This window comes from Legionella sp. PATHC032 (assembly GCF_026191185.1).
Taxonomy (GTDB): Bacteria; Pseudomonadota; Gammaproteobacteria; order Legionellales; family Legionellaceae; genus Legionella.
Genome location: NZ_JAPHOV010000001.1, coordinates 2,149,488 through 2,174,081, shown reverse-complemented (window position 1 = coordinate 2,174,081; position 24,594 = coordinate 2,149,488). Strand labels below are relative to the sequence as shown.

Genomic DNA, 24,594 nt, shown 5'->3' with positions numbered 1-24,594 from the left:
GCTGTTTATAGATTATCTGTTAACAACTACTTGAATACCCGCAGCGTTTTTTACAGCGTGGGGTTTGGTAACAGCGACTGAAACTTTGTTAACCGGATACTTTTGCTTGATTAAATCGGCAATTTGTTCCGCTACCGTTTCAATTAATTGAAATGAAGTTGATTCTACAAATTGGGTTACTGTTAGGCACAGATCAGCGTAATCCAGTGTATTAGACAAATTATCCCTGCAATCTTTAAAGTCAAAGGGAATGGATATGTCAATTAATAATCGTTGATTAATACGTTGCTCCCACCCATAAACACCAATTTTTGTTTCGACACTGAGAGCTGTAATATTTAAAGTATCCATTTGATATCCATTAATAATTTATCAGTACTTACGGAAATCCCCAATCTCTTTGTTAAAAAGAGTTTTTAGCTCGGTCATTTAGTATATCTAAATTCTCTCATTAAAAACATTTTTTTCCTTGGCCTTGGGGTTTTTCGTACGTCCCGTTTATGTAGTTAAGTATCGATTGCTATTTATACCACTGTATTGATTAGCTTAACATGATACTATAAACACTTTTTATTGTGATAGTGATTAAATGATGTTTGATTTGAACCAATCCCTTTTTCTTCGAGCCTTGAGACGACAACCTGTGGAGAGAACTCCAATATGGATTATGCGCCAGGCTGGGCGTTATTTGCCTGAATATAGAAAAGTAAGAGAACAGGCTGGTGATTTTTTAAATCTTTGTAAGAATCCGGAACTTGCTTGTGAGGTGACCTTGCAGCCCTTGCGTCGCTATGCTTTGGATGCCGCTATTTTATTTTCAGATATTTTAACGATACCCGATGCCATGGGGCTAGGGCTTTATTTTGCTGAAGGGGAAGGACCTTGTTTCACAAATCCTCTGCAAGATGTCAAAGCAATCCATGCGCTGAAAATTCCTTCAATTCCTGAATCTTTATCCTATGTCTTTGATGCTGCGCGCTTAATCCGCCAGAAAATGCCCAAAGAATTACCTTTGATTGGATTCTCAGGTAGTCCATGGACTTTAGCATGTTACATGGTAGAAGGCGGGAGCAGTAGAGATTTTAAACGAATTTTAAATTTGATATACACTAAAAAAGAGGCTGCTCATCTGTTATTGAATAAACTCGCTATCTCTGTCACTGCTTATTTAATTGAACAAATAAAGGCAGGGGTTAATGCGGTTATGATCTTTGATACCTGGGGGGGAGTTTTAACTCCACAAAATTATAAGGATTTTTCTTTGGCATACATGTATCAAATTGTTCAGCAATTAAAAAAGGAATACCCCGAGATCCCTGTAATTTTATTTACCAAGAATGGTGGACAATGGTTAGAATGGATGGTTGAGACAGGTTGTGACGCATTAGGAGTTGACTGGACGTGTGAGTTGACTTCTGCCCGTCAAAGAGTAGGCGGAAAGGTTGCTTTACAAGGAAATCTGGATCCTGCTGTTTTACGAACTACAAAAGATTGTATACGCAGAGAAGTAAGCAGTGTATTGGCATCCTATGGACATGGAACAGGGCATATCTTTAATTTGGGGCATGGCATTACTCCAGACGTACCTCCTGACAATGTTGCAATAATGATTGAGGCTGTGCATGAAATAAGTCCCCAATATCATGTTTAATGCGCTCAATGCAATTTATTGCTTAAAGTAGTGACATGGCTCAAAAAAAGAAAATCAGCTCCTAAGAGTGATTTTTTGCTTCATTCAAGAGAAATTAAATTTCAGAATCATATTAAGTCTCATTTCTGAATTGATGGCTGAGCTGGATGGCCATTTCCAGCGATTGTTCATAGTTTAATCTTGGATCAACCAGGCTGTGATAGGCTGTTTTAAGGTCATGAGGAGCTAAGCCACGAGCCCCTCCGATACATTCTGTTACATTGTCGCCGGTTAACTCAAAATGGACGCCTCCCAGATAACTGCCCATGTTGCGATGAATTTCCAGAGCTTGTTTTAATTCAGATAAGATATTGTCAAAATGACGTGTTTTAGTGCCATCCTCTGTTGTTTCAGTATTGCCATGCATAGGGTCACATGACCACGTGACTGGAATTTTGCTTTTCCTTACTGTGTCAATAAGTGGAGGTAACAACCGGTCTATAAGTTTGGCTCCCAAGCGAGTATAAAGTAAAATTCGTCCTTCTTCTTTTTGCGGATTGGCGATGCTTAACACTTCCGATAACCATTCAGGTGTAGCTGCTGGGCCTATCTTAATGCCTATGGGGTTTTGTACTCCCCTTAGAAATTCAAGATGCGCACTGTCAATTTGTGCAGTGCGCATTCCAATCCAGGGTAAATGAGTTGAAAGATTGTACCATTTTCCATCTTTTAACTGTCTTGTTAAGGCTTGCTCATAATGTAAATGCAATGCCTCATGAGAGGTGTAAAAATCGACTTTACTTATACTGCTCGAACGTATTCCATCTATGGCTTTCAAAAAATCCAGAGCGTCTTCAATAGAATCTACAATATGTTGGTATTCATTTTTCTGAGGGGAGTGTTCAACAAAACCTAAATCCCAGCGTTGAGGGTGATGCAGGTCAGCAAAACCACCGTCCAACAGAGCTCGGATAAAATTTAAAGTCATCGCAGAACAACTGTATGCCTGGAGTAATAATTTAGGATTAGGCTCTCTGGCAGCGGCAGTAAACTCTGGTGAGTTAACGATATCTCCTCTATAACTGGGTAAGGTAACTCCATTTATGGTTTCGTAATCTGAAGAACGTGGTTTCGCATATTGTCCGGCTATTCTACCGATACGAATAATCGGTTTGCGTAATCCATATAATAAGATTAGGCTCATTTGAAGAATGATTTTTAATTTGTTACTTATGACTTCTGAACGACAGTCATTAAAAGATTCAGCGCAATCACCACCTTGCAGAATAAAAGCATCACCTCGGCCAGCCTGGGCAATTTCATTTTTTAAATGTTTGATTTCACCGCTGGTAACCAATGGGGGTAGCAAACTTAACTGTTCTACTACTTTATTTAATTGCTCTTGATCAGCGTATGAAGCTGCCTGCAAATACGAATATTTCTGCCATGTAGTTGGCGACCATTCTTGCATAATCTACCCAAGTAATTTTTGTTTTGGTTGTCGTTTAGACTTAATTTAACTCAAAGGATTGTTAATTATCCTGATTCTTTTACCTAAATGAGAATTAAGACAGATTTTTTAGCTACCTAAGTATGGAATAAATGGACAATTACTGCAAGCCATGATTTGAAAAGTTTCAATGAGTTAATGACTTGAATTTTAAATCAGGATTTAAAATCTTAATAGGGGCTTGAAAATTCCAAATGCAATCCCCATTTGTAGGGATTGAGTTAGTCAGGAGCGATTTTGATGAGTAAACAAAATAAAAAAGACTGGAAAAAGTTTAAAGACGAGCATAAAGAAGAACATAAGGTTGAGAATGAGATTCTGGAAGAAGAAACTGATGAAGAATCACAACATCAAGAACCTGCGTTAGGGCATCCTAGCTATACTGCCTTGGAAGAGCAATTGACACTGGCGGAACAAAAAGCTCATGAAAATTGGGAAAAATCTGTACGTGCCCTTGCTGAATTGGAGAACGTTCGTCGTCGTATGGAACGAGAAGTTGCCAATGCTCATAAATATGGTGTAGAAAAACTGATTTCAGCTTTATTGCCAGTAGTTGACAGTCTTGAGCAAGCATTGCAATTAGCGGACAAGAACAGCGATCCGGCTATGCATGAAGGGCTTGAGTTAACTATGAAACTCTTTATTGATGCATTACAAAAATTTGATGTGGAACAAATTGATCCTCTAGGACAGGTATTTGACCCTCAACAACATGAGGCAATGTCAATGCAACCTGCCCCAGGAGCTCCTCCCAATTCTGTAATTACGGTATTCCAAAAAGGATACAAATTGAGTGATCGGGTAATTCGACCAGCTCGAGTTATAGTTTCAACTAAATAATCAGATGTCTCGGGTGAGGTGTTTTTTTAAACAAATTTTTAGTTGCAATATATTCAGCTTTTTTTGGAGTGATGGCTTGAAATCATCATGACACACCCCATATGTGGAATATTGCATGAGAAAATATTAATTTGGAGCAAAATAGAATGGCTAAAATTATAGGTATAGACCTGGGGACTACGAACTCTTGTGTTGCTGTCATGGAAGGTGACAAACCGAAGGTAATTGAAAATAGTGAAGGTCACAGAACAACTCCTTCTATCGTAGCGTTTACTGATGATAATGAAATATTGGTTGGTCAATCAGCCAAGCGTCAATCAGTGACCAACCCAGAGAAAACACTGTTTGCGATCAAACGATTAATAGGGCGTCGATTTGATGATCCTATCGTGCAAAAAGATATTAAGATGGTTCCCTACAAAATTATCAAGGCAGACAATGGGGATGCCTGGGTTAGAGTCAAAGATCAAGATAAGGCACCACCACAAATTTCGGCTGAAGTGTTAAGAAAAATGAAGAAAACAGCAGAAGATTATTTGGGTGAAGAAGTAAAAGAAGCAGTAATTACTGTACCTGCCTATTTCAACGATTCGCAACGCCAGGCAACCAAAGATGCTGGTCGTATTGCTGGTTTGGAAGTAAAACGAATTATTAATGAGCCGACCGCTGCTGCTCTGGCTTATGGTATGGATAAAAAACGCGGTGATTCTGTTATCGCGGTATATGATTTAGGTGGGGGTACCTTTGACATTTCAATTATCGAAATTGCCGAAGTGGATGGAGAACACCAATTTGAAGTACTCGCGACCAATGGTGATACCTTCCTTGGTGGAGAAGATTTTGATTTGGCTTTAATTGAATATTTAGCTTCTGAGTTCAAGAAAGATACTGGTATTGATTTGCATAATGATCCTCTGGCTCTGCAGCGCTTGAAAGAAGCTGCTGAGAAAGCAAAAATTGAATTATCGTCTGCACAACAAACTGATGTCAATTTGCCTTACATTACTGCAGATGCTTCTGGGCCAAAACACTTAAATATCAAGTTGACCCGAGCAAAACTGGAATCCTTAGTGGAAAAACTGGTTGAGAGAACTATTGAGCCATGCAAAATAGCTTTAAAAGACGCTGGACTTACTGTATCTCAAATCAATGAAGTTATTTTAGTTGGTGGTCAAACTCGTATGCCACTGGTACAAAAAACTGTTGAGGAATTCTTTGGCAAAGAACCTCGTAAGGACGTAAACCCTGATGAAGCTGTAGCAGTAGGTGCTGCGATTCAAGCAGCAGTATTGTCTGGTGAGGTTAAAGATATTCTTTTACTCGACGTTACTCCGCTGTCTCTTGGTATAGAAACAATGGGTGGTGTAATGACCAAACTCATTGAAAAAAATACGACTATTCCTACAAAGGCGACTCAAGTATTTTCAACAGCCGATGATAATCAAACAGCAGTGACTGTGCATGTATTGCAAGGTGAAAGAGAACAGGCTTCAGCAAACAAATCATTGGGACGGTTTGATTTGCGTGATATTCCTCCTGCTCCTCGTGGCGTTCCTCAAATTGAAGTAACTTTTGATATTGATGCCAATGGTATCTTGAATGTTTCTGCCAAAGACAAGGCAACTGGCAAGGCACAATCCATTGTCATCAAAGCTTCCAGTGGTTTAAGTGAAGAAGAAGTTGCTGCTATGGTGAAAGATGCCCAAGCGCATGCCGAAGAAGATAAGAAATTCAAGGAAATGGCAGAACTTCGTAATCAGGCAGATAGTTTGATTCATAGTTGTGAAAAATCCATGAAAGATTTGTCTGATGATTTGTCTGAGGACGAGAAAAAAGGCATTGAAACAGCAATCTCTGAACTGAAAGAGGCAGTGCAAGGAACTGACAAAGCTCGTATTGAAGACAAGCTGAAAGTATTGACTGATGCTTCCGCAAAAATGGCTGAACGTATTTATGCGAAAAAATCGTCTGAAGGTCAGGCGGCTCAGGGGCAAACACAATCTCAGGAATCTACAAAGCCCACAGAAGAGGGAGTTGTTGATGCTGAGTTTGAAGAAGTTAAAGAAGAGGATAAAAAGTAATTTAATGTTACTCTCGCTCTCTGATTTAAGAGGGCGGAAGAAGAGTTCATCAAGTTATAATAAATAAATTTTGGGTCGGGGCGATATTATCGTCCCGTTTGTCTATTGAATAGCACTTAAATTATTTTAGAGTCTTCATACGACTGAGCTCATTATAATTAAGTGGTTGTTATAAATTGTGAGCGGTTATGGAACAGCGGGATTATTATGAACTTTTAGAAGTAAGTCGAAATGCGAGTGATGCGGAGATTAAAAAAGCATATCGCAGGCTGGCAATGAAATATCATCCCGATCGGAATCCAGGTGATGCCTCTGCCGAAGAAAAATTTAAAGAAATTCAAAAAGCCTATAATATCTTATCCGATAAGCAAAAACGGGCTGCGTATGATCAATTTGGCCATGCTGGTGTGGATCCGTCAATGGGTGGCGGCCCAGGTGGTTTTGGCGGATTTGGAGGATTTGGTGACGTTTTTGAAGATATTTTTGAGAATATTTTTTCAGGGGGACGTGGACATGGGCGTCAATCGCGTGGACAAAGAGGCGCTGATTTGCAATTTAATGTGCAATTGACTCTTGAAGAAGCGGCTATTGGAAAAGAAGTTGAAATTACTGTTCCACGGCATGGTACCTGTACTGTTTGTGAGGGCTCGGGGGCTAAAAAAGGCACTAGTCCAAAAACTTGTGAAACTTGCCAAGGTATGGGGCAGGTCAGAATTCAACAAGGTTTTTTTTCCATACAACAAACCTGTCCCACTTGTCATGGTGAGGGAAAAATAATTTCTGATCCCTGTGTCAGTTGCCATGGTCAAGGACGAGTGAGAGAAAGTAAAAAAATAAATGTCAAAATCCCGGCTGGAGTTGATACTGGTGATCGGGTTCGGTTAAGCGGAGAAGGTGAGGCCGGAGTACATGGTGGTGGTTCAGGCGATTTATATGTTCAAATTAGTTTGAAAAAGCATGCTATTTTTGAACGTCATGAAAATGATTTGCATTGTGAAGTACCTATTAGTTTTGCAACCGCGGCGTTAGGAGGCTCAATTGAGGTGCCCACTTTGGAAGGCCGCGTCACCTTAAAAATCCCGGCAGAAACTCAAACAGGCAAAGTATTTCGATTGAGAAGTAAAGGGATGAAATCTGTCAGAGGATATGGACAAGGTGACTTGCTATGCAAAGTAGTTGTAGAAACACCAGTTAATTTATCCCGTGAGCAAAAAGAACTGTTAAATAAGCTACAGGATTCGTTAGAGAATGCCAAGGGAACGCACTCACCTAAAACAAGCTCCTGGTTTGCCGGTGTGAAAAAATTTTTCGAAGACATGAAATTTTGACTTAATTAAGTTACAATTGGAAGATTTGTCGTTTTCAGCATGGATTGCTTATTTTACGCTGGATAAGCATACTTTGAACATAATTGAGTATATTCATGATTAATAAATCAGCAATTTTAGCTTTAGCTGATGGCACTGTTTATGAGGGCCTGTCAGTAGGGGCCACTGGTGATTCTGTTGGTGAGTTGGTTTTTAACACGTCAATGACTGGCTATCAGGAAATGCTTACTGACCCGTCGTACGCCAGACAAATAATTACCTTAACTACTGCTCATGTGGGAAATACAGGTTGTAACATGGAAGATATGGAGTCCACAAAAGTATGGGCAGCCGGGTTGGTTATGAGAAACTGCACTGCTATTCCAAGTAACTACAGATCTGAACAATCCTTCCCTGACTGGCTAAGTAAAAATGGAGTCGTTGCCATTTCTGGTATTGATACGCGCGCGCTTACTTTGAAATTGCGTGAGAAGGGTTCTATCGGAGCATGTATTAGCACTAATGTGGAGAAACCTGAAATTGCTGTGGCAAAGGCTAAATCGTTTGCCGGGCTTCAGGGTGCAGATTTAGCTTTAGAGGTTACAAGACAAACGACAGAGCGTTGGCATGAAGGCCAGGGAATATGGAGTCTAAGCAAACAGCCTCAACAGTTTCATGTCGTTGCCTATGATTTTGGTGTGAAACATAATATTTTACGTATCTTACATGATAAGGGATGCCATATTACTATAGTTCCTGCTAAAACTTCAGCAGAAGAAGTTTTAGCAATGAATCCTAATGGTGTTTTTTTATCTAATGGGCCAGGTGATCCCCAAGCATGTGATTATGCTATCAGAGCAACTCAAGTATTTTTAGACAATAATATTCCGTTATTTGGTATATGCCTTGGATTTCAGATTTTAGCTTTGGCATGTGGTGGTGTTACTAAAAAAATGAAATTTGGTCATCATGGTTCCAATCATCCTGTAGTTGAAACAACTGGTAAAAAACGTGTTTTTATAACAAGTCAAAATCATGGTTTTGCTGTGGATGAGGATTCATTGCCTAATTGCCTGGAAGTAACGCATCGTTCATTATTTGATAACAGTTTACAGGGAATAAGACACAAAACAAAACCGGCATTTGGTTTTCAAGGTCATCCAGAGGCAAGCCCTGGACCACATGATATAGATATTTTATTTAATGAATTTGTAAATCTGATGAAGTAAGTTTTTAGCTTAAAAATTATTATTTTGGTAAGGGTGGCTTGTTTTAAGCCTGCTTAAAATGTTTGTAATGCTCCTAAAAGCTATCCATGATTATTAAAGGTTAGTAAAATGACATGGATTCACCAAAACAATGACTCTAAATTGTTTGGTTTTAAGCAGAGATAGGATTAGGGATACTATAAATAGAAAATACAGAGGGTATGTAATGAATGAAGTCCATGTTTTTACCTCAGAATCTGTTTCCGAGGGTCATCCTGATAAGATAGCTGATCAAATTTCAGATGCCATTTTAGATGCTATTTTAGCCCAAGATCCCAAAGCACGAGTAGCTTGTGAGGTATTGGTTAAAACCGGTATGGTTTTGGTTGGTGGGGAAATTACAACGAAGGCTTGGGTTGATGTTGAAGAGATAACTCGTCATGTTATCAAGGACATCGGCTATAATAGTTCTCAGATGGGTTTTGATTGGGAATCTTGTGCTGTGCTTTCAGCGATTGGCAAGCAATCACCAGACATAGCTCAAGGAGTAGATAATCAGCAAACTAAAATTCTCGGTGCCGGCGATCAGGGGCTTATGTTTGGTTATGCAAGCCGTGAAACAGATGTATTTATGCCTGCTCCTATTGCCTATGCGCATCGTTTGATGGAAAAGTTAGCTAATGCTCGTAAATCAGGCCAATTACCTTGGTTAAGACCTGATGCAAAATGTCAACTTACTTTGAAATATGAACAGGGGATGCCAGTTGAAGTGGATACTGTTGTTTTTTCTACGCAGCATTCACCTGATATTGAGCATAAAGATTTGGTTGAAGCGATCCGCGAAGAAATTATTAAACCAGTTCTTCCTGCTGCATGGCTCAATGATAAGACCCGATATTTCATCAATCCAACAGGACGCTTCGTAATTGGTGGTCCTTTGGGCGATTGTGGCTTAACCGGCCGTAAGATCATTGTAGATACTTATGGTGGTATGGCAAGGCATGGTGGTGGCTGTTTTTCAGGTAAAGATCCTTCGAAAGTAGATCGCTCCGCAGCGTATGCTGCAAGACATGTTGCCAAGAACATTGTGGCGGCTGGTTTGGCAGATAAATGCGAATTACAGATTTCCTATGCTATTGGTGTTGCTGAACCTACGTCTATTTTTGTTGAGACTTTTGGTACCGGGCGACTAAAAAACAGTGAAATAATTGATTTGATTCATACGCATTTTGATTTAACACCACAAGGTATTATTGATCAACACGATTTGCTTCGTCCTATTTATAGACAGACGGCAACTTATGGGCACTATGGCAGGGAGCATTTTCCATGGGAGCGATTAAATAAAGTAGCTGAATTAAGCAAGGCATTATAATTTTTTAAGGATACTCTAATGGAACTGGTAAAAGAAGGAGCACAAAAAATCAATACATTACAAGATTATAAAGTAGCAGATATTTCATTAGCGGAATGGGGGCGAAAAGAAATAGCAATAGCCGAAACCGAAATGCCGGGTTTAATGGCTTTACGCGAGGAGTTTTCTGCAAGAAAACCACTTCATGGCGCTCGTATTGCAGGTTGTCTGCATATGACAATTCAAACTGCAGTATTGATTGAGACCCTAGTTGCATTGGGTGCTGAAGTACGCTGGTCTTCCTGCAATATTTTTTCTACTCAGGATCATGCGGCTTCAGCTATTGCCGCAAAAGGAATTCCCGTGTTTGCCTGGAAGGGTGAAACAGAAGAAGAATATTGGTGGTGTGTTGAGCAAACTTTAAGTGGCCCTAATGGTTGGATACCTAATTTATTATTAGATGACGGAGGGGATCTAACACAAGTCGTTCACCAAAAATATCCCGCATTACTGCCTTCAATTAAGGGTGTATCTGAGGAAACCACTACCGGTGTAGCCAGGTTGTACGAAATGGCAAAACATGGTCACTTAAAAATTCCAGCCATTAATGTTAATAATGCAGTGACCAAATCCAAATTTGATAATTTGTATGGATGTCGGGAATCCCTGCTCGATGGGTTAAAACGTGCAACAGATGTTATGATAGCTGGTAAGGTTGCTTTGATTCTAGGCTATGGTGATGTGGGCAAAGGTTGCGCACAGGCCTTGCGAGGACAGGGAGCAACAGTACTTGTCGCAGAAATTGATCCTATTTGTGCACTTCAAGCGGCTATGGAAGGCTACAGAGTGGTTACTCTTGACGATGTTGCTGAACAGGTGGATATCGTAGTTACAGCTACTGGTAATTACCATGTTGTTACTCATGATCATATGAAACGTATGCGTAATCAGGCGATATTGTGCAACATAGGCCATTTTGATTCGGAAATTGATATTCAAAGCTTAAAACAGTATCAATGGGAAAATATCAAACCTCAGGTTGATCATGTGATTTTTCCTGATGGAAAGCGTATTATTATCCTGGCTGAAGGACGTTTAGTGAATTTAGGCTGTGCTACAGGACATCCCAGCTTTGTCATGTCTGCTTCCTTTACCAATCAGGTATTGGCGCAGATTGAGCTGTTCCAAAATTCTAGCCAATATCAGAATCAAGTCTATGTACTTCCAAAAGTTTTGGATGAAAAAGTAGCTCGTTTGCATTTGGGGCGTATTGGCGCAAAATTAACCCAATTAAGTAATGAACAGGCTGATTATATCGGTGTAGATAAAAATGGACCTTATAAGCCGGATCATTATCGTTATTAAACTAATTTTATTCAAGATTTAGTCAGACAACTAAATCTTGAATTTTTCTCCTCATCATTGGATCTTATCCTCTAATATAGATTAGAATTAATTCATTTCTCTCTTAAAAAAGAAAAGCTTGTTGATGGATCTGGTTATAGCAGCAAATTACCTTTCTACTCTGGAAAAATGTCTTGAACAATTTGGGATTAACCATTTTTTAGAAAAAATTGGATTTGATCTGATAAGAGTACATGATCCTGATGCCTACTTAACTCAGGATGAATTTAACCATGTTATTGTGGAAGCTTATAAATTAAGCCAGTGCCCGGAATTGGGCTTGGTTTTTGGTCAAAATTTATCTATAGTCAATCATGGTTTTCTTGGGTATGCAGCAATGAGCAGTCCAACATTTGGTACTGCTATACAGACTGTGCTTAGTTACCTTAATACACGAACCAGTTTTTTGTCTCTGGAGTTACATCAGTTTAATAATGAAAACCATGCTTACATCAAGATATTATCTCACACAAAAGAAATGGTTTTATCACGTTTTATAACTGAATTGGCAATTACGCATCTTATTAAAATGAGAAATTTTTTGATTAGTTGTAATGACCCATTGCTCAAGATCGAGTTAAATTATAATGAACCTCCTTATGCAAAATATTATCAAGCAATTTTTCAGACTAAAATTGTTTTTAATACAGAGAACACTCGTGTTTGGTTTAAAGCGGAGGAATTGAATTATCCCATTCATTTTGCTGACGATGTGAGCTATCAGCTGGCAAAAAAGCAATTACAAGAACTTGAAAAAAAAATGTCGTTAAAAGAGGATATGGCGAGCAAGATTAAATCTATTTTAATCAATCAGAATTTGAATCATGTCAACATGAATGAGATAGCCAGTAGATTATGCATGACTTCTCGCACTCTAAGACGTCATTTGCAGCGGTTGCATGTGACTTATCAAGAGTTGCTTGATGAGGTAAGAGAACAAAAGGCGAAGACATTTTTGCTCAATAATAATATTTCCATGACCGAGATCAGTTTTTTATTGGGTTTTCAAGATACATCCAATTTTTCAAAAGCATTCAAACGATGGACTGGAATCACTCCCACAGAATATAGGGAAAAACATGAAATCCAATGATTGTTGTATTTTAATTTAATCTTAGGACTCTTGATTCTTGAGTTGATATTTATTCTCCTGCATACTGAGGTGGTTTTATTTTTAAAAATTGGTCAAGGCTACGGATTGACTTTAAAAAGGAGATTGAAGTATGGGTTTGAAATCAGGAATATTGGGATTAAGTCTTTTATCGCTTGCTTGTGGCAGTTTTGCTACGACTGAAACTGAAACAATCAGAGTTATAATTAAATATAAGCAGCAACCAGCCGCCATTTCCTCACTAAAATCACAAGTCTTTAAATCTGTCCAAATACCTGTTAAAGAAATGAAGCCTATGGCTAACGGCGCTTATTCGCTTGTTTTTGATGCATCCAATTCCGCTGCTATTAAGGCTAAAGAAGAGGATGTTATAGCCAATGTTTTGGAGCGTTTGCGCAAAAATCCCAATGTACTTTATGCAGTTAAAGACAGAATAGGACATTTTAAGCCTCTTCCTGATCCAGTAATAAACCGGGAATTAAGTCAATTACTATCCCATGAGAGTCAATGGGATGAGTTCGAAAGGCCAGCAGGAATTCGTCTGGAATCCAAGCCCGGTTTAAGAGACGGCGCATGGGCATATACCACAGGAAAGTCCAGGAAGCCGGTAGTTGTTGCGGTTTTAGATACTGGGATTGCATTGAATGACAGTTTGGTGAATAACCTTGTAAAAGATAATGAAGGTAATGTATTTGGCTGGAATTTTGCCGGGAATAATAATGATTTATCCGATGAAACCAGGTCATACCATGGCACCCATGTTGCCGGCACCATTGCTGGTTATGGTGATGTCATGAACGGAGTTGGTGAAGATTTAAAAATTCTGACTGTCAAAATTCCTGCTGAGAATGGTATGTTTTATGAAAGTGCTGTGGTGAATAGTATTTATTGGGCTGTCGGAGGTGATGTTCCAGGGGTTCCTAAAAATATACATCCAGCCAAGGTATTAAATATGAGTTTTGGTGTCGATTTAGAGCCCGGCAAAGAAATTGATTATTGTGACGAGGCTTTACAAGAGGCCTTGTTCTTTGCTCGTAAAAAAGGGGCTGTAGTCGCAGTTGCTGCTGGAAATGATAATGTTTGGGAACACTATAATGCTCCGGCTGTGTGTAATGGAACGATCAAGGTTGCCTCTACTGGACCAGAAGGTTTGCGCTCTTATTTTTCAAATTATGGACCCAGTATAACCCTTGCAGCACCAGGTGGTGATAAGCGTTATGGCACTTCAGGGGGTATTTTATCTACTGTAAACCCGGGAGGTGGATACAATTCATCAGGTTTTGATTTTTATCAAGGGACGAGCATGGCTTCGCCTCATGTTGCTGGGGTAGCTGGTTTAATTTTTGCTATCAGTAATAAGGCTTTAAAACCTGAACAAGTAGAACAGATATTATATGTTACTACGCATGAGTTTGGGCAAAGTAATGATGCCAATAAATCTTGTGTCGGCAAAAAACCTTGTGGGCATGGGATATTGGATGCGGATAATGCTGTGCAGGTGGCATTAAATGGTTATGACGTATTATTCTCAGCTCCTAAAATGACCGATCTGGCAATGCATGACTGTGGCGAGAGTAGGTTAAAACCTGGTAAAAATATCATTAATGACAATAAAGCGACCTGGATTCAAACGAAATCAAGCTGTGAAACTGATCTAAACTATCAGAATCCACATATTGAAAAAGCCAAGGATGGGAAGATTTATGCTTATTATGGTTCGGTAAGCTATGAATTGGATCAATCAGCTTATAAGGAATGTCGTGTCGTTGGATATGATGGCGTAGGTTGTTATTTATAATATCAAATGAAACTCGACTCTCAGTTGTAAGGAGTTTTTGATGAGGGGAGCATTCATAACCAATTTACTGGTCACTTATTGAATCCTTCTCTCATCAAATTAAAATCCCTGAATTCTCTTGTGTATTAAATTTTTAACAAAGATATCAGAATATTTACTCAAGCCAATTATTTAATATGTCAACAATTTTTTTGGCTTGTTCAGTACTCGAAATATTGAATTTGGATTTTTGCCAATATTGATTATTACGTTTCTGATAACGCCTTATAGAGTATTTTACAGGGCCGTAGTCATTTTTTGTGTTATCCCAATCCTGGTATTTAAACATAATAGTAGTCCATGCTCCTTTGGATAAGATTTGTTTATCGAGTTCCCTGGTTGTTTCCACTCCATTTTCGTTAAAAGCAATTGTTATATCATCTATGGTTTCAGCCATTTGTTATACTTCCTCAATTATTTCCGATGGATTGTAATTTGCCGTCGACAAAAGTCAAGGAAAAGGCTGGTTGATATGGGTCTGGCTTATAAATCCAGATTTGTGGTTTTGTCTCTGTGGGAACCACTTGGTTAATGTAAGTATTATTGACCAGGTTTGGACTGCCGCAAGCCCCATACACTTTAGTGGCGGGATCTCCGACTTGAATACTTGCATTGCCACATAAAGAAAAGGCGTTAGTATTGCCTCCATTTACTCGAATATCCTGGACTTTATTATTGAGAATATCGACTTCCAATTGCACGCCACTGCTGCCTGTGGGAATATTCCACACGCCATAAAAAGCGGTACCTTCCGGTACATTTAATGATCCTGAATACAGGCCATCGGAGTTACCCAAATTGTTATAAATAAGTTGCTGCACAGGGATTTTTTGCAAAATCGGTTGATTGGACTCTTGTTTACTCAGCGGTTGCCCGCATGCAGCAATGACTTGCTCCATACTCATACCAATATTGATATAACCATGATTCTGTGGGCAATACAAAGACTGCGCGCTCATTAAACGGAATGGCATAAATAGCAATAATAAACTCATAAGTAGTATCGATTTCATAGCTTTTTCCATTAATCCGTATCAACTAATAGTATAGTTCTGTTTGTTTATTTTTGCTTTTATAATAACTTCCAGGGCAAAGAAGCGCTTAGAAACAAGGTAATAATTTTTAATATCACCATGATAATAAATGGTGAGAAATCAAAACCTGAAATGTCTGGGACTATAAGTCTGCCTAGCCGTAAAATTGGTGTTGTTATTACGCGCAAGAAATCAGCAAGCGGATGTTGCCATTTGGGATTGACATAACTCATTATCACTCGAATCAGAACAGCAAAGAATAATATTTCGCAAGGCTGAATTATTAAATCAACAAGTATGTAAAGGAAAATAAAGAGAAATGGAATAATTGCATGATACATCAGTAAACTCAGTGAAACTATTTTAAATAATTCCACTATAATTAAAGCTCCAAACGCTATCCAATCGTATTTTTGTCCTGGTTGCAGTGGTTTCCTTATAATCCATTGTAAGGGTTTCACTAGAGGATTGGTAATGGTATGAATTAATTGGGCGAATGGATTAATAGCACTTATACGAAAAAATCGTATGGCAATTCTAAGCCACAAACTGAAAATAACGATAGTAAATAATAAAGATAATAAAAAATACCCTACAGCAGTTAAACCAGCCATTGTTTTACCTCTTTAGATTGTATTCACCTATAAAGCCAGGAAATTTATTCAAATGGTTTAGAAATGAATTGCTTAAGCAGTTTATTGACCTTCTATCATAACGCGAGCAAACGTTGTTCCACAATGCTTGTTTGCTTGAATAGCTCAAGAATTAATACTAACAAGATGCCCTCGAATCTCCTCGTTAAAAAATATTTTTAATTCAGTTAGTTAGTTTATCTTAGTTTCCTCGTTAATAACATTTTTTGCCTTAATCTTGGGGCTTTTGTAAGTCTTGACTGAGATTAAAACAAAAGAAGTCGATAGAGGGCTTCTTGCGGCAGAATTTTTCTTAACTCAAAAGAGTTATTCAATTTTTCCTAATTCATGGGCTTTCTGTTTCGCAGCTTTCATAGCAGAATAAATGAGCTCATCCAAATCTCCATGCAGGATTTCCAGGGCTGCGGCTGTTGTTCCTCCCGGAGAAGTTACTTTTTCTCTCAGTTCAGCCAAACTCAACTGGCTATGTTGAGCTAGTTGAAGCGATCCTGCAAATGTCTGTATGGCAAAGTGTTTGGCAACCGTTTCTTCCAGGCCCAATTGGATCCCTGCATTAATCATCGCTTCAAGAAACAAAAATACGTAAGCAGGACCACTGCCAGAAAGAGCTGTCAGGGTGTTCATATCCTCTTCATTTTTAACCCAATCAGTAATCCCTATACTTGAAAATAATTCTTCTGCCCATTTTTTTTGTCTCGCGCTTACAAATTCATTTGCTATCATTGATGTTGCTGCAAATCCAACTATGGCCGGGGTATTAGGCATAGTTCTTACGACCGCTTGTCCTTTTTTACAATATTTGGCAAACCAGGTCAGGGGCAATCCGGCTGCCACTGAGATTAGAAGGCAATCTGATGAAATAAAGGGGTTTATCTCATTGACTACCTCAAGCATTTGTGTGGGTTTCACTGCCAATATAATGATGTCTGCGTTTTTAGCCACTTCCTTATTATCGTAATGAGTGCGAATATTTTCTTTGCTAATACCCGCCGATAAGGAAGGTGAGGCAGCAGATAAAGAATATTTATTTTGTTTTTGTAAGTTGCGGGCAATTGCTTTCGCCATATTCCCATAGCCAATAAAACTGATATTCATAATAATTTACCTTTTCGTTCGCCAAAAATTGCTCGTCCAATTCGAACTATGGTCGAACCTGCTTTAATTGCCGGAACTAAATCATCACTCATACCCATTGATAAAGTATCCATTTTTAAATGAAGTGTCTTATTGATGGATTCCTTGAGTTGATTGAGTTTAAGGAATAAATCGTACTGTGTTTGCATGTTGTTTTTCTGAGGAGGGATTGTCATCAGTCCCCTTAGTTGCAAATTAGGCAATTGCTTTACTTCGAGAGCAAGGTCGATGGCATGTTCTGGAGGAATGCCTGATTTTGTAGTTTCTCCAGCCAAATTAATTTGTAAACAGACATTGAGCGGTGGTAGTTGCTCAGATCTGAACTGGTTAAGAAGTTTGGCTGTTTTATTTCGGTCAATGCTGTGGACCCAATTAAAATATTTCGCTATTCCTTTGGTTTTATTACTTTGAATAGGCCCTATAAAATGCCAACAGATGGGCAGATCTTTTAATGCCAATATTTTTTCCTGGGCCTCTTGAAAATAGTTTTCTCCAAAGTGTCTTATTCCTTGTTGGAATGCCTCTCTGATTAATTCGGGGCTTTGTGCTTTACTAACAGCTAATAATAAGACACTGTTCGGTTGCCTGTTATTGGATAATTCTGTCTGGCTTATGAGTTCTCTTACTTTTTTTATGTTCTGACTAATACTCATATTAATCCTGGTTAATCAAAGATGAGACTTTTTAGTTATAAAAGCAAATATCAATTATGCATGAAGTGTAATGGTACTACAAAAAGATATCCATGATTGCTGGCAATCATTTCATGAGTTAATCTACAATATATAATGAAAAAATTGGCAGGGATTATAGAGTATGGATATCGCAGAATTGTTGGCATTTTCAGTTAAAAACAAGTCATCAGATTTGCATATTTCAGCTGGCATGCCTCCTATGATTCGTGTTGATGGTGATTTACGCAAAATCAATCTGCCTCCATTAGAGCATAAAGACGTCATTAAGATTATTTATGACATAATGAATGACAGGCAAAGAAAAGAATATGAAGAATTTTATGAAACAGATTTTTCCTTTGAAATAGCCAATCTGGCACGGTTCAGGGTTAATGCTTTCAATCAATCGCGCGGTGCCGCTGCTGTTTTCAGAACTATTCCTTCTGAAATTCTTAGCATGGAAGATTTAGGATTACCCCCAATTTTTAAAGAAATGGCCAGTTTTTCCAGGGGTCTGGTTCTAGTTACTGGCCCAACTGGATCAGGAAAAAGTACCACGCTTGCAGCAGTCATCGATTATATTAATTCAAGTCGTTATGAGCATATTTTGACAGTTGAAGATCCCATTGAGTTTGTTCATCAAAGCAAAAAATGTCTGGTCAATCAACGCGAAGTACACAAAGACACATTGAGCTTTAATGCTGCTTTGAGATCAGCGTTACGTGAAGATCCGGATATTATATTAGTGGGTGAATTACGTGATCTGGAAACTATACGCTTGGCAATGACTGCAGCAGAAACCGGGCATTTGGTTTTTGGAACATTGCATACCAATTCTGCAACAAAAACAATAAACAGGATAATTGATGTATTTCCCGCTGAAGAAAAATCGATGGTACGCTCCATGCTTTCTGAATCATTACAAGCTGTCGTTGCTCAAAGTTTATTAAAAAAGAATAAAGGTGGTCGGGTTGCAGCGCTTGAAATTATGATGTGTACCGGGGCTATTCGTAATTTAATTCGTGAGGATAAGATAGCGCAAATGTATTCGTCAATTCAAACTGGTCAAGCCAAAGGAATGCAAACATTGGATCAACATTTGACTGAATTGGTTAATAAAAATATTATTTCGAAACACACCGCTCATGAGGCTGCCCTGAACAAGTCATTATTTTAAATACACAGGGCTTGCGAAAAACCCCAAGGTCGAGACAAAAAATGTTTTTAATGAGGAAGTTTATATAAACTAAATGACTAAATTTAAAACATTATTTAACAAAGAGATTAGGGGCGCAAGTCCAGATAGATTTCAATACGGTATTCGTATTTACAGGAATTGAGCCCAGGCAAGTTCCAGAACTCCCCAAAAAACTTTGAAGATAGCAATGCCAATAACTGCAATGAGATCTCTTCAGTTAGCTTAAAGCCCCCCTGCAGAGATCCTTTGTTCGGGTTCGAAGTGTTAGTTTTATACAGCTGGCGACTGTTTATGCCGGGCTATTGCTCTCAAGCATTTTTTTGGATTTCAATCAATTGAGGAATACCAATTTCAGCCAATGACAACATGCTGTTCAGTTGATCTCGGTTAAAGGAGTTATCTTCAGCGGTGCCTTGAACTTCAATAAAATGCCCTTGTTCATTCATAATCACATTCATATCTGTTTCAGCAAGAACATCTTCTGCATAATCCAAATCCAGCACGGGTTGACCCCTGTAAATACCTACAGATACGGCAGCTACATAATTAAAAGCCGGCATCTTCTTTATTTTTTCACGTTGAACCATCCAGTGAATCGCATCTCGCATAGCCACACAACTGCCAGTTATAGCTGCTGTTCTGGTTCCTCCATCCGCTTGAATAACATCACAATCAAGAGTAATAGTATTTTCGCCCAATACCTTTAAATCGATACATGCTCTCAATGAACGCCCTATGAGACGTTGAATTTCCAATGTTCTGCCACCTTGCTTACCTTTACTGGCTTCCCTTTCAGTACGACTATGAGTTGCACGTGGGAGCATGCCATATTCAGCTGTTATCCATCCTTGATTTTTACCTTTTAAAAACCGGGGTACTCCTTCGATGATTGATGCGTTACAAATCACTTTTGTTTGACCAAATTCGACTAATACAGAGCCTTCGGCATAATTGGTAAAATTACGTGTTATTGTAACGGGACGAAGTTGATCATGTTCACGATTACTAGGGCGCATTAGAGATACTCCTCTGTAAAATGCACAAGTATAACTCTTTAATACTGGAGTTGCACTCTAAATACATGCGGGGCTTTATATATTGTTAAGATTAATTGATGGGCAATCCCTGTGCAATTCTTTTAATTTCAGGTATATTCGCGCAAGGTTAAAAAGTAGGTATCTTTTATGATTCATAGTATGACGGCTTTTTCTCGAATGCAAAAGCAGTTTGATTTAGGTGATTTTTGTTGGGAAATCAGGTCTGTTAATCATCGCTATCTCGATGTCTCATTTCGTTTGCCCGAGTCGTTTCGATTTCTTGAAACGGAGTTAAGATCCTTGCTTCGGGATAAAATACATCGAGGTAAACTGGAGTGCCATCTAAAGTACAAGGACACAAGTTGTGATAATCGGTCTATGCTTATAAATATAGGTACGATTAATGCATTACTTGATTTAAGCAGTAAATTATCTGCCTCTCATCATCTGGCCAATGACATGACTGTCAGTCAAGTGCTTTCATGGCCAGGTGTTGTGGAGGCTAATCCGATGGATATGGAGGAATTGTCTCAAATTGCTTTGGAGTTATTTCAGAAAAGTATCGATAAATTGTGTGAAGTCAGAGCTGTAGAAGGCAGGTCATTAAAGGCATATGTTGAAGACCGGTTGCAGGCTTTGCGCCAAGAGGTTATGAAATCCAAAAGCATTGTGGTTTCAATGAGTGCCAAGACTAAAGATAAATTACTCACGCGTGTGCATGAGCTGCAAATGGACGTTCCAGAGGCGCGTGTAGAGCAAGAAATTGCTTTACTATTAGCCAAACTTGATGTGAGTGAAGAGCTGGACAGGTTAGAAACCCATATAGCGGAAGTGAGCCGTACTTTGAATGCAGAAAAGGTGACGGGTAGAAGACTGGATTTTTTAATGCAAGAATTAAATAGAGAGGCGAATACCCTAAGCTCAAAATCGGATTCAGCAGAGCTAACCTTATGTGCTGTTGAAATGAAAGTATTAATTGAGCAGATGCGTGAACAAATTCAGAATTTTGAGTAAATGTTATGGTTAGTGATAATTCAGGAAATTTATACATTGTTGCAGCACCCTCTGGAGGAGGAAAAACGAGTTTGGTGAAAAAACTCATTGAAATGGTGAGTGAGATTGAAGTTTCGGTTTCTCATACGACCAGACCTATGAGGCCAGGAGAAAAAGAAGGGGTAGATTATTTCTTCATTGATGAGGAACAATTTATTTCAATGGTGAATGAAGGTGCATTTATTGAACATGCCAAAGTATTTAACCATTGGTATGGTACCTCCGTTGCTCAAATTAACAAACGATTACAATTTGGAATTGACATCGTTCTCGATATTGATTGGCAAGGGGCTGAGCAAATTAGACACGCTTATCCGGACGCAGTGAGTGTTTTTATCATTCCTCCTTCTTTGGATGCATTAAAAGAACGCTTGATGAACAGGCGACAAGATAAAGATAATGTAATTACTGAGAGAATGACGAAAGCACAGGATGAACTTGGTCATTATCCTGAATTTGATTATCTGATTGTTAATGATGATTTTGAAAAGGCAGCAATGGAATTACGGTCGATAGTAATTGCCAATAGGCTTCGAATTGAAAAACAGGTAAATAAACAAGCCAAATTGCTTTCCTTCCTCTTGTCATCGCAGTAAAATAAAAGATTTGGGCTAGTATTTGTTCTAATAACCTAGAGGTGGATTTTATGGCACGAGTAACAGTTGAAGATTGTTTAGAACATGTTAAAAACCGGTTTGAGTTGGTTATGGTTGCTACTAAACGAGCAAGGCAAATTGCGGTTCGAGGCGATCAACCTATGGTTGAGTGGGAAAATGATAAACCTACCGTAGTTGCGCTTAGGGAGATTGCGGAAGGTTATGTTACAGCGGATATTTTGGATGAAGATTAAAATTAGTTATTGACTTTGCCTTGGGAATATTAGTCATTCTAAAATATACCTCTTGTTAATCAAGTTATGGTATTTAAGCAAAGCAAAGGGAACAAGGGCGAGGCATAAAACCGTATTTTGAGTAACGTGAGGTATAAATAGCCATGTTGGATACTAGGGAGTACTGCGTGAGCTACTTTAAAGAGCTCGATGAAGAGCTTAAATGCTACCTTGAGCAGGCGCAAATAGAGAAATGTTATCAAGCTTATTTGGTGGCTGAAAAAGCACATCATGGCCAAATGCGTCGTTCAGGTGAGCCTTATATTACGCACCCTGTAGCAGCAGCCCTTATTCTGGCAAGAATGAGACTGGACTATCAAACTATCATGGCTACTCTGCTTCATGATGTTGTCGAAGATACTTCCATAAGTAAAGAAGAACTGGTCAATCAATTTGGTGAAGAAGTTACTGCCCTTGTTGATGGCGTCACCAAATTGACCAAAATTAAATTTGAATCAAAGGCTGAAGCTCAAGCGGAAAATTTTCGCAAGATGGTTTTGGCTATGGTTAAGGACATTCGCGTTATTATTGTTAAGTTGGCTGATCGCTTACATAACATGCGCACTTTAGGATCAATGCCCGCAGCCAAGCGCAGGCGAATTGCAATTGAAACTCTCGAGATTTATGCTCCTATTGCTAATCGTTTGGGTATGCATTCTATTTATATTGGTCTTGAAGATTTAGGGTTTCAAGCTTTATATCCTATGCGTTATAGGGCAATTAAATCTGCTGTTGAAAAATCTCGGGGTAATCGAAGAGAATTGACACAGACCATAGAGAAAGATTTGCAACACGCCTTATCGCAATTGAACATTCCTTATGAACAAGTATTTGGCAGGCAAAAGCATTTATATAGTATTTATAGAAAAATGAAGCAAAAGAAAGCATCCTTTACAGAAATTACGGATGTGTTCGCATTTCGCATCATTACAGAAGACATTGACTCCTGTTATAGAATTTTGGGAGCTTTACACTGTACTTATAAGCCTGTACCCCAACGCTTTAAAGACTATATCGGAATTCCCAAGGCCAATGGCTATCAATCATTGCATACCACTTTGTTTGGGCCTTTTGGTGTGCCTCTTGAGGTTCAAATACGAACGAGAGAAATGGATAAAGTAGCTGATAATGGAGTAGCAGCGCACTGGATCTATAAATCTTCTGGATTGGAAGTGAACGAAGCCCAGCTTCGTGCCAGAGAGTGGGTTCAAAGTTTGTTAGAAATGCAAAGGAGCACAGGTAGTTCTCTTGAGTTTATCGAAAACGTTAAAATAGATTTATTTCCTGATGAAGTATACGTTTTTACTCCCAAAGGGCACATTATGGAGTTGCCGAAAGGAGCTACTCCAGTGGATTTTGCTTACACGGTACACTCTGGGGTAGGGAATAGTTGTGTTGCAGCGAAAGTTAACAGGCGTTTGGTACCTTTAAGTATTCCTTTATCAAATGGTCAAACCGTAGAGATTATAACTGCGCCGGGAGCACACCCCAACCCGGCTTGGTTGAATTTTGTTGTGACTGGAAAGGCAAGATCAAATATTCGTCATTTTTTGAAAAGCCAACAGCACGCTGAGTCTATTGTTTTAGGAAAACGATTATTGGAGCAATCCCTGGCAGAATTATCCAGTGATTACGCAAAAGTACCTCCGGAAACATTGCAGGCATTGCTCAGCGATTTACACTATAAAACAGTTGATGATTTATTGTATGCCATAGGAATAGGAAATCAGATGGCAATGGTTATCGCCAAACGGTTGGTGGTTTCACAAGACGCCAATGAATCGGATAAAGGCAACAAAAAACCTTTGGCAATTAAAGGTACAGAAGGGATGGTTGTACATTTTGGCGAGTGTTGCCAACCAATACCTGGAGATAATATAGTTGGTAAATTTCAACAAGGCAGAGGCATTATTGTTCATGCCTGTGATTGCACTACACTAAAAACAACTCGTAGTAATCCGGAACAGTTTATTGCTTTGCGTTGGGATGAGCAGGTCCAGGGTGAATATTGGGTTGATATTACTGTAGATGTAGCAAACGAAAGAGGTGTATTGGCTGCTTTAGCAACTGCTATTTCAGAAGCAGACTCTAATATAGGAAATATTAATGTGGATCCCAGAGATGGTCGTCATAATGCTGTCACTTTTTCCATCAGTGTTCGCGACAGAACCCATTTAGCTCGAGTCATGCGTCGATTAAGGGCAAATAAAGTAGTTATGCGGTTATATCGAAAAAAACAAGGGGAGAATTAATGCAACCAATCAATACTAAATTAGCGCCAGAAGCGATAGGTACATACAGTCAAGCGATAAGAAGTGGCCAGATGGTTTTTCTTTCAGGACAGATTCCACTTGATCCTGAAACAATGAAGATTTGTAGCGATGATATTAAATTACAAATCACTCAAGTCCTGGAAAATTTATCGGCTGTATGTGAAGCGGCTGGTGGTAGCTTAGCCAATATTGTCAAATTAAACGTATATCTCACTGATTTAAGTCATTTTCCCTTAATTAATGAAGCGATGAGTCGATATTTTTTAGAACCTTATCCTGCAAGAGCGGCAATCGAGGTCTCCGCATTACCAAAGGGTGCCAAGGTTGAAATGGATGGAATTCTGGTTTTACCTGCGCCTGTATAACC

At 38.9% G+C, this 24,594-nt stretch carries 23 protein-coding genes; 15 read left to right on the top strand and 8 right to left on the bottom strand.

Annotated elements, in window-relative coordinates; all coding sequences use genetic code 11:
- Positions 1-12: 12 nt before the first annotated feature.
- Positions 13-351 (bottom strand): dihydroneopterin aldolase, encoded by a 339-nt coding sequence (gene folB, locus OQJ02_RS09750; protein ID WP_265718978.1) that lies wholly within the window; start codon positions 349-351, stop codon positions 13-15.
- Positions 352-592: 241 nt separating this feature from the next.
- Here folB and hemE point away from each other — a divergent pair, with 241 nt between their 5' ends.
- A complete protein-coding gene (gene hemE / locus OQJ02_RS09745; protein ID WP_265718977.1) occupies positions 593-1,651 on the top strand; it encodes a uroporphyrinogen decarboxylase in 1,059 nt (352 codons plus the stop codon).
- 112 nt (positions 1,652-1,763) lie between these two features.
- Here hemE and OQJ02_RS09740 read toward each other — a convergent pair whose 3' ends face one another.
- Positions 1,764-3,101, bottom strand: a complete 1,338-nt coding sequence (locus OQJ02_RS09740) for a 3-deoxy-7-phosphoheptulonate synthase class II (RefSeq protein ID WP_265718976.1) — start codon at positions 3,099-3,101, stop codon at positions 1,764-1,766.
- 279 nt (positions 3,102-3,380) lie between these two features.
- Between OQJ02_RS09740 and grpE the strand changes: the two genes are divergently transcribed.
- The 8 genes from grpE to OQJ02_RS09700 all read left to right on the top strand — a co-directional run bounded on the left by grpE (position 3,381) and on the right by OQJ02_RS09700 (position 14,243).
- Positions 3,381-3,980 (top strand): nucleotide exchange factor GrpE, encoded by a 600-nt coding sequence (gene grpE, locus OQJ02_RS09735; protein ID WP_265718975.1) that lies wholly within the window; start codon positions 3,381-3,383, stop codon positions 3,978-3,980.
- 146 nt (positions 3,981-4,126) lie between these two features.
- On the top strand, positions 4,127-6,061 hold the full coding sequence (dnaK, locus tag OQJ02_RS09730) for a molecular chaperone DnaK (RefSeq protein ID WP_265718974.1): 1,935 nt from the start codon (positions 4,127-4,129) through the stop codon (positions 6,059-6,061).
- 188 nt (positions 6,062-6,249) lie between these two features.
- Positions 6,250-7,389, top strand: coding sequence for a molecular chaperone DnaJ (gene dnaJ, locus OQJ02_RS09725; protein ID WP_265718973.1), 1,140 nt, complete (start codon positions 6,250-6,252; stop codon positions 7,387-7,389).
- A 95-nt stretch (positions 7,390-7,484) separates the two neighbouring features.
- Positions 7,485-8,597 (top strand): glutamine-hydrolyzing carbamoyl-phosphate synthase small subunit, encoded by a 1,113-nt coding sequence (gene carA, locus OQJ02_RS09720; protein ID WP_265718972.1) that lies wholly within the window; start codon positions 7,485-7,487, stop codon positions 8,595-8,597.
- 205 nt (positions 8,598-8,802) lie between these two features.
- On the top strand, positions 8,803-9,951 hold the full coding sequence (gene metK / locus OQJ02_RS09715) for a methionine adenosyltransferase (protein ID WP_265718971.1): 1,149 nt from the start codon (positions 8,803-8,805) through the stop codon (positions 9,949-9,951).
- Between the two features lie 18 nt (positions 9,952-9,969).
- Positions 9,970-11,295, top strand: coding sequence for an adenosylhomocysteinase (gene ahcY, locus OQJ02_RS09710; protein ID WP_265718970.1), 1,326 nt, complete (start codon positions 9,970-9,972; stop codon positions 11,293-11,295).
- A 124-nt stretch (positions 11,296-11,419) separates the two neighbouring features.
- Positions 11,420-12,427, top strand: coding sequence for an AraC family transcriptional regulator (locus OQJ02_RS09705; RefSeq protein WP_265718969.1), 1,008 nt, complete (start codon positions 11,420-11,422; stop codon positions 12,425-12,427).
- A gap of 130 nt (positions 12,428-12,557) precedes the next feature.
- On the top strand, positions 12,558-14,243 hold the full coding sequence (locus OQJ02_RS09700; RefSeq protein ID WP_265718968.1) for a S8 family serine peptidase: 1,686 nt from the start codon (positions 12,558-12,560) through the stop codon (positions 14,241-14,243).
- 154 nt (positions 14,244-14,397) lie between these two features.
- On the opposite strand, the gene OQJ02_RS09695 is transcribed toward OQJ02_RS09700, so the two are convergent.
- The 5 genes from OQJ02_RS09695 to OQJ02_RS09675 all read right to left on the bottom strand — a co-directional run bounded on the left by OQJ02_RS09695 (position 14,398) and on the right by OQJ02_RS09675 (position 17,756).
- Entirely contained in the window at positions 14,398-14,679 is a 282-nt protein-coding gene (locus OQJ02_RS09695) for a hypothetical protein (RefSeq protein WP_010947734.1), read from the bottom strand.
- Between the two features lie 13 nt (positions 14,680-14,692).
- Entirely contained in the window at positions 14,693-15,295 is a 603-nt protein-coding gene (locus OQJ02_RS09690) for a DUF2845 domain-containing protein (protein WP_265718967.1), read from the bottom strand.
- A 59-nt stretch (positions 15,296-15,354) separates the two neighbouring features.
- The gene (locus OQJ02_RS09685) at positions 15,355-15,930 is read right to left on the bottom strand and encodes a YggT family protein (protein ID WP_265718966.1); all 576 of its coding nucleotides are present in this window, start codon (positions 15,928-15,930) and stop codon (positions 15,355-15,357) included.
- 345 nt (positions 15,931-16,275) lie between these two features.
- Entirely contained in the window at positions 16,276-17,064 is a 789-nt protein-coding gene (gene proC, locus OQJ02_RS09680; RefSeq protein WP_265718965.1) for a pyrroline-5-carboxylate reductase, read from the bottom strand.
- Positions 17,061-17,756, bottom strand: coding sequence for a YggS family pyridoxal phosphate-dependent enzyme (locus OQJ02_RS09675; RefSeq protein WP_265718964.1), 696 nt, complete (start codon positions 17,754-17,756; stop codon positions 17,061-17,063). Before OQJ02_RS09675 ends, proC begins: the two co-directional genes overlap by 4 nt.
- Positions 17,757-17,919: 163 nt before the next feature.
- Between OQJ02_RS09675 and OQJ02_RS09670 the strand changes: the two genes are divergently transcribed.
- On the top strand, positions 17,920-18,954 hold the full coding sequence (locus tag OQJ02_RS09670; protein ID WP_265718963.1) for a type IV pilus twitching motility protein PilT: 1,035 nt from the start codon (positions 17,920-17,922) through the stop codon (positions 18,952-18,954).
- Positions 18,955-19,283: 329 nt separating this feature from the next.
- Here OQJ02_RS09670 and rph read toward each other — a convergent pair whose 3' ends face one another.
- A complete protein-coding gene (gene rph / locus OQJ02_RS09665) occupies positions 19,284-19,991 on the bottom strand; it encodes a ribonuclease PH (protein ID WP_265718962.1) in 708 nt (235 codons plus the stop codon).
- Between the two features lie 168 nt (positions 19,992-20,159).
- On the opposite strand from rph, the gene OQJ02_RS09660 reads away from it, so the two are divergent.
- The 5 genes from OQJ02_RS09660 (at position 20,160) to OQJ02_RS09640 (ending at position 24,592) form a co-directional block, all read left to right on the top strand.
- Positions 20,160-21,026 (top strand): YicC/YloC family endoribonuclease, encoded by an 867-nt coding sequence (locus tag OQJ02_RS09660; RefSeq protein WP_265718961.1) that lies wholly within the window; start codon positions 20,160-20,162, stop codon positions 21,024-21,026.
- 5 nt (positions 21,027-21,031) lie between these two features.
- Entirely contained in the window at positions 21,032-21,661 is a 630-nt protein-coding gene (gene gmk / locus OQJ02_RS09655; protein ID WP_265718960.1) for a guanylate kinase, read from the top strand.
- A gap of 50 nt (positions 21,662-21,711) precedes the next feature.
- Positions 21,712-21,915 (top strand): DNA-directed RNA polymerase subunit omega, encoded by a 204-nt coding sequence (gene rpoZ / locus OQJ02_RS09650; protein WP_011214258.1) that lies wholly within the window; start codon positions 21,712-21,714, stop codon positions 21,913-21,915.
- Positions 21,916-22,058: 143 nt separating this feature from the next.
- The gene (gene spoT, locus OQJ02_RS09645; protein WP_416209888.1) at positions 22,059-24,206 is read left to right on the top strand and encodes a bifunctional GTP diphosphokinase/guanosine-3',5'-bis pyrophosphate 3'-pyrophosphohydrolase; all 2,148 of its coding nucleotides are present in this window, start codon (positions 22,059-22,061) and stop codon (positions 24,204-24,206) included.
- Positions 24,206-24,592 (top strand): RidA family protein, encoded by a 387-nt coding sequence (locus OQJ02_RS09640; protein ID WP_265718958.1) that lies wholly within the window; start codon positions 24,206-24,208, stop codon positions 24,590-24,592. The genes spoT and OQJ02_RS09640 overlap by 1 nt, the downstream gene beginning before the upstream one ends.
- The last annotated feature ends 2 nt before the right edge of the window (positions 24,593-24,594 follow it).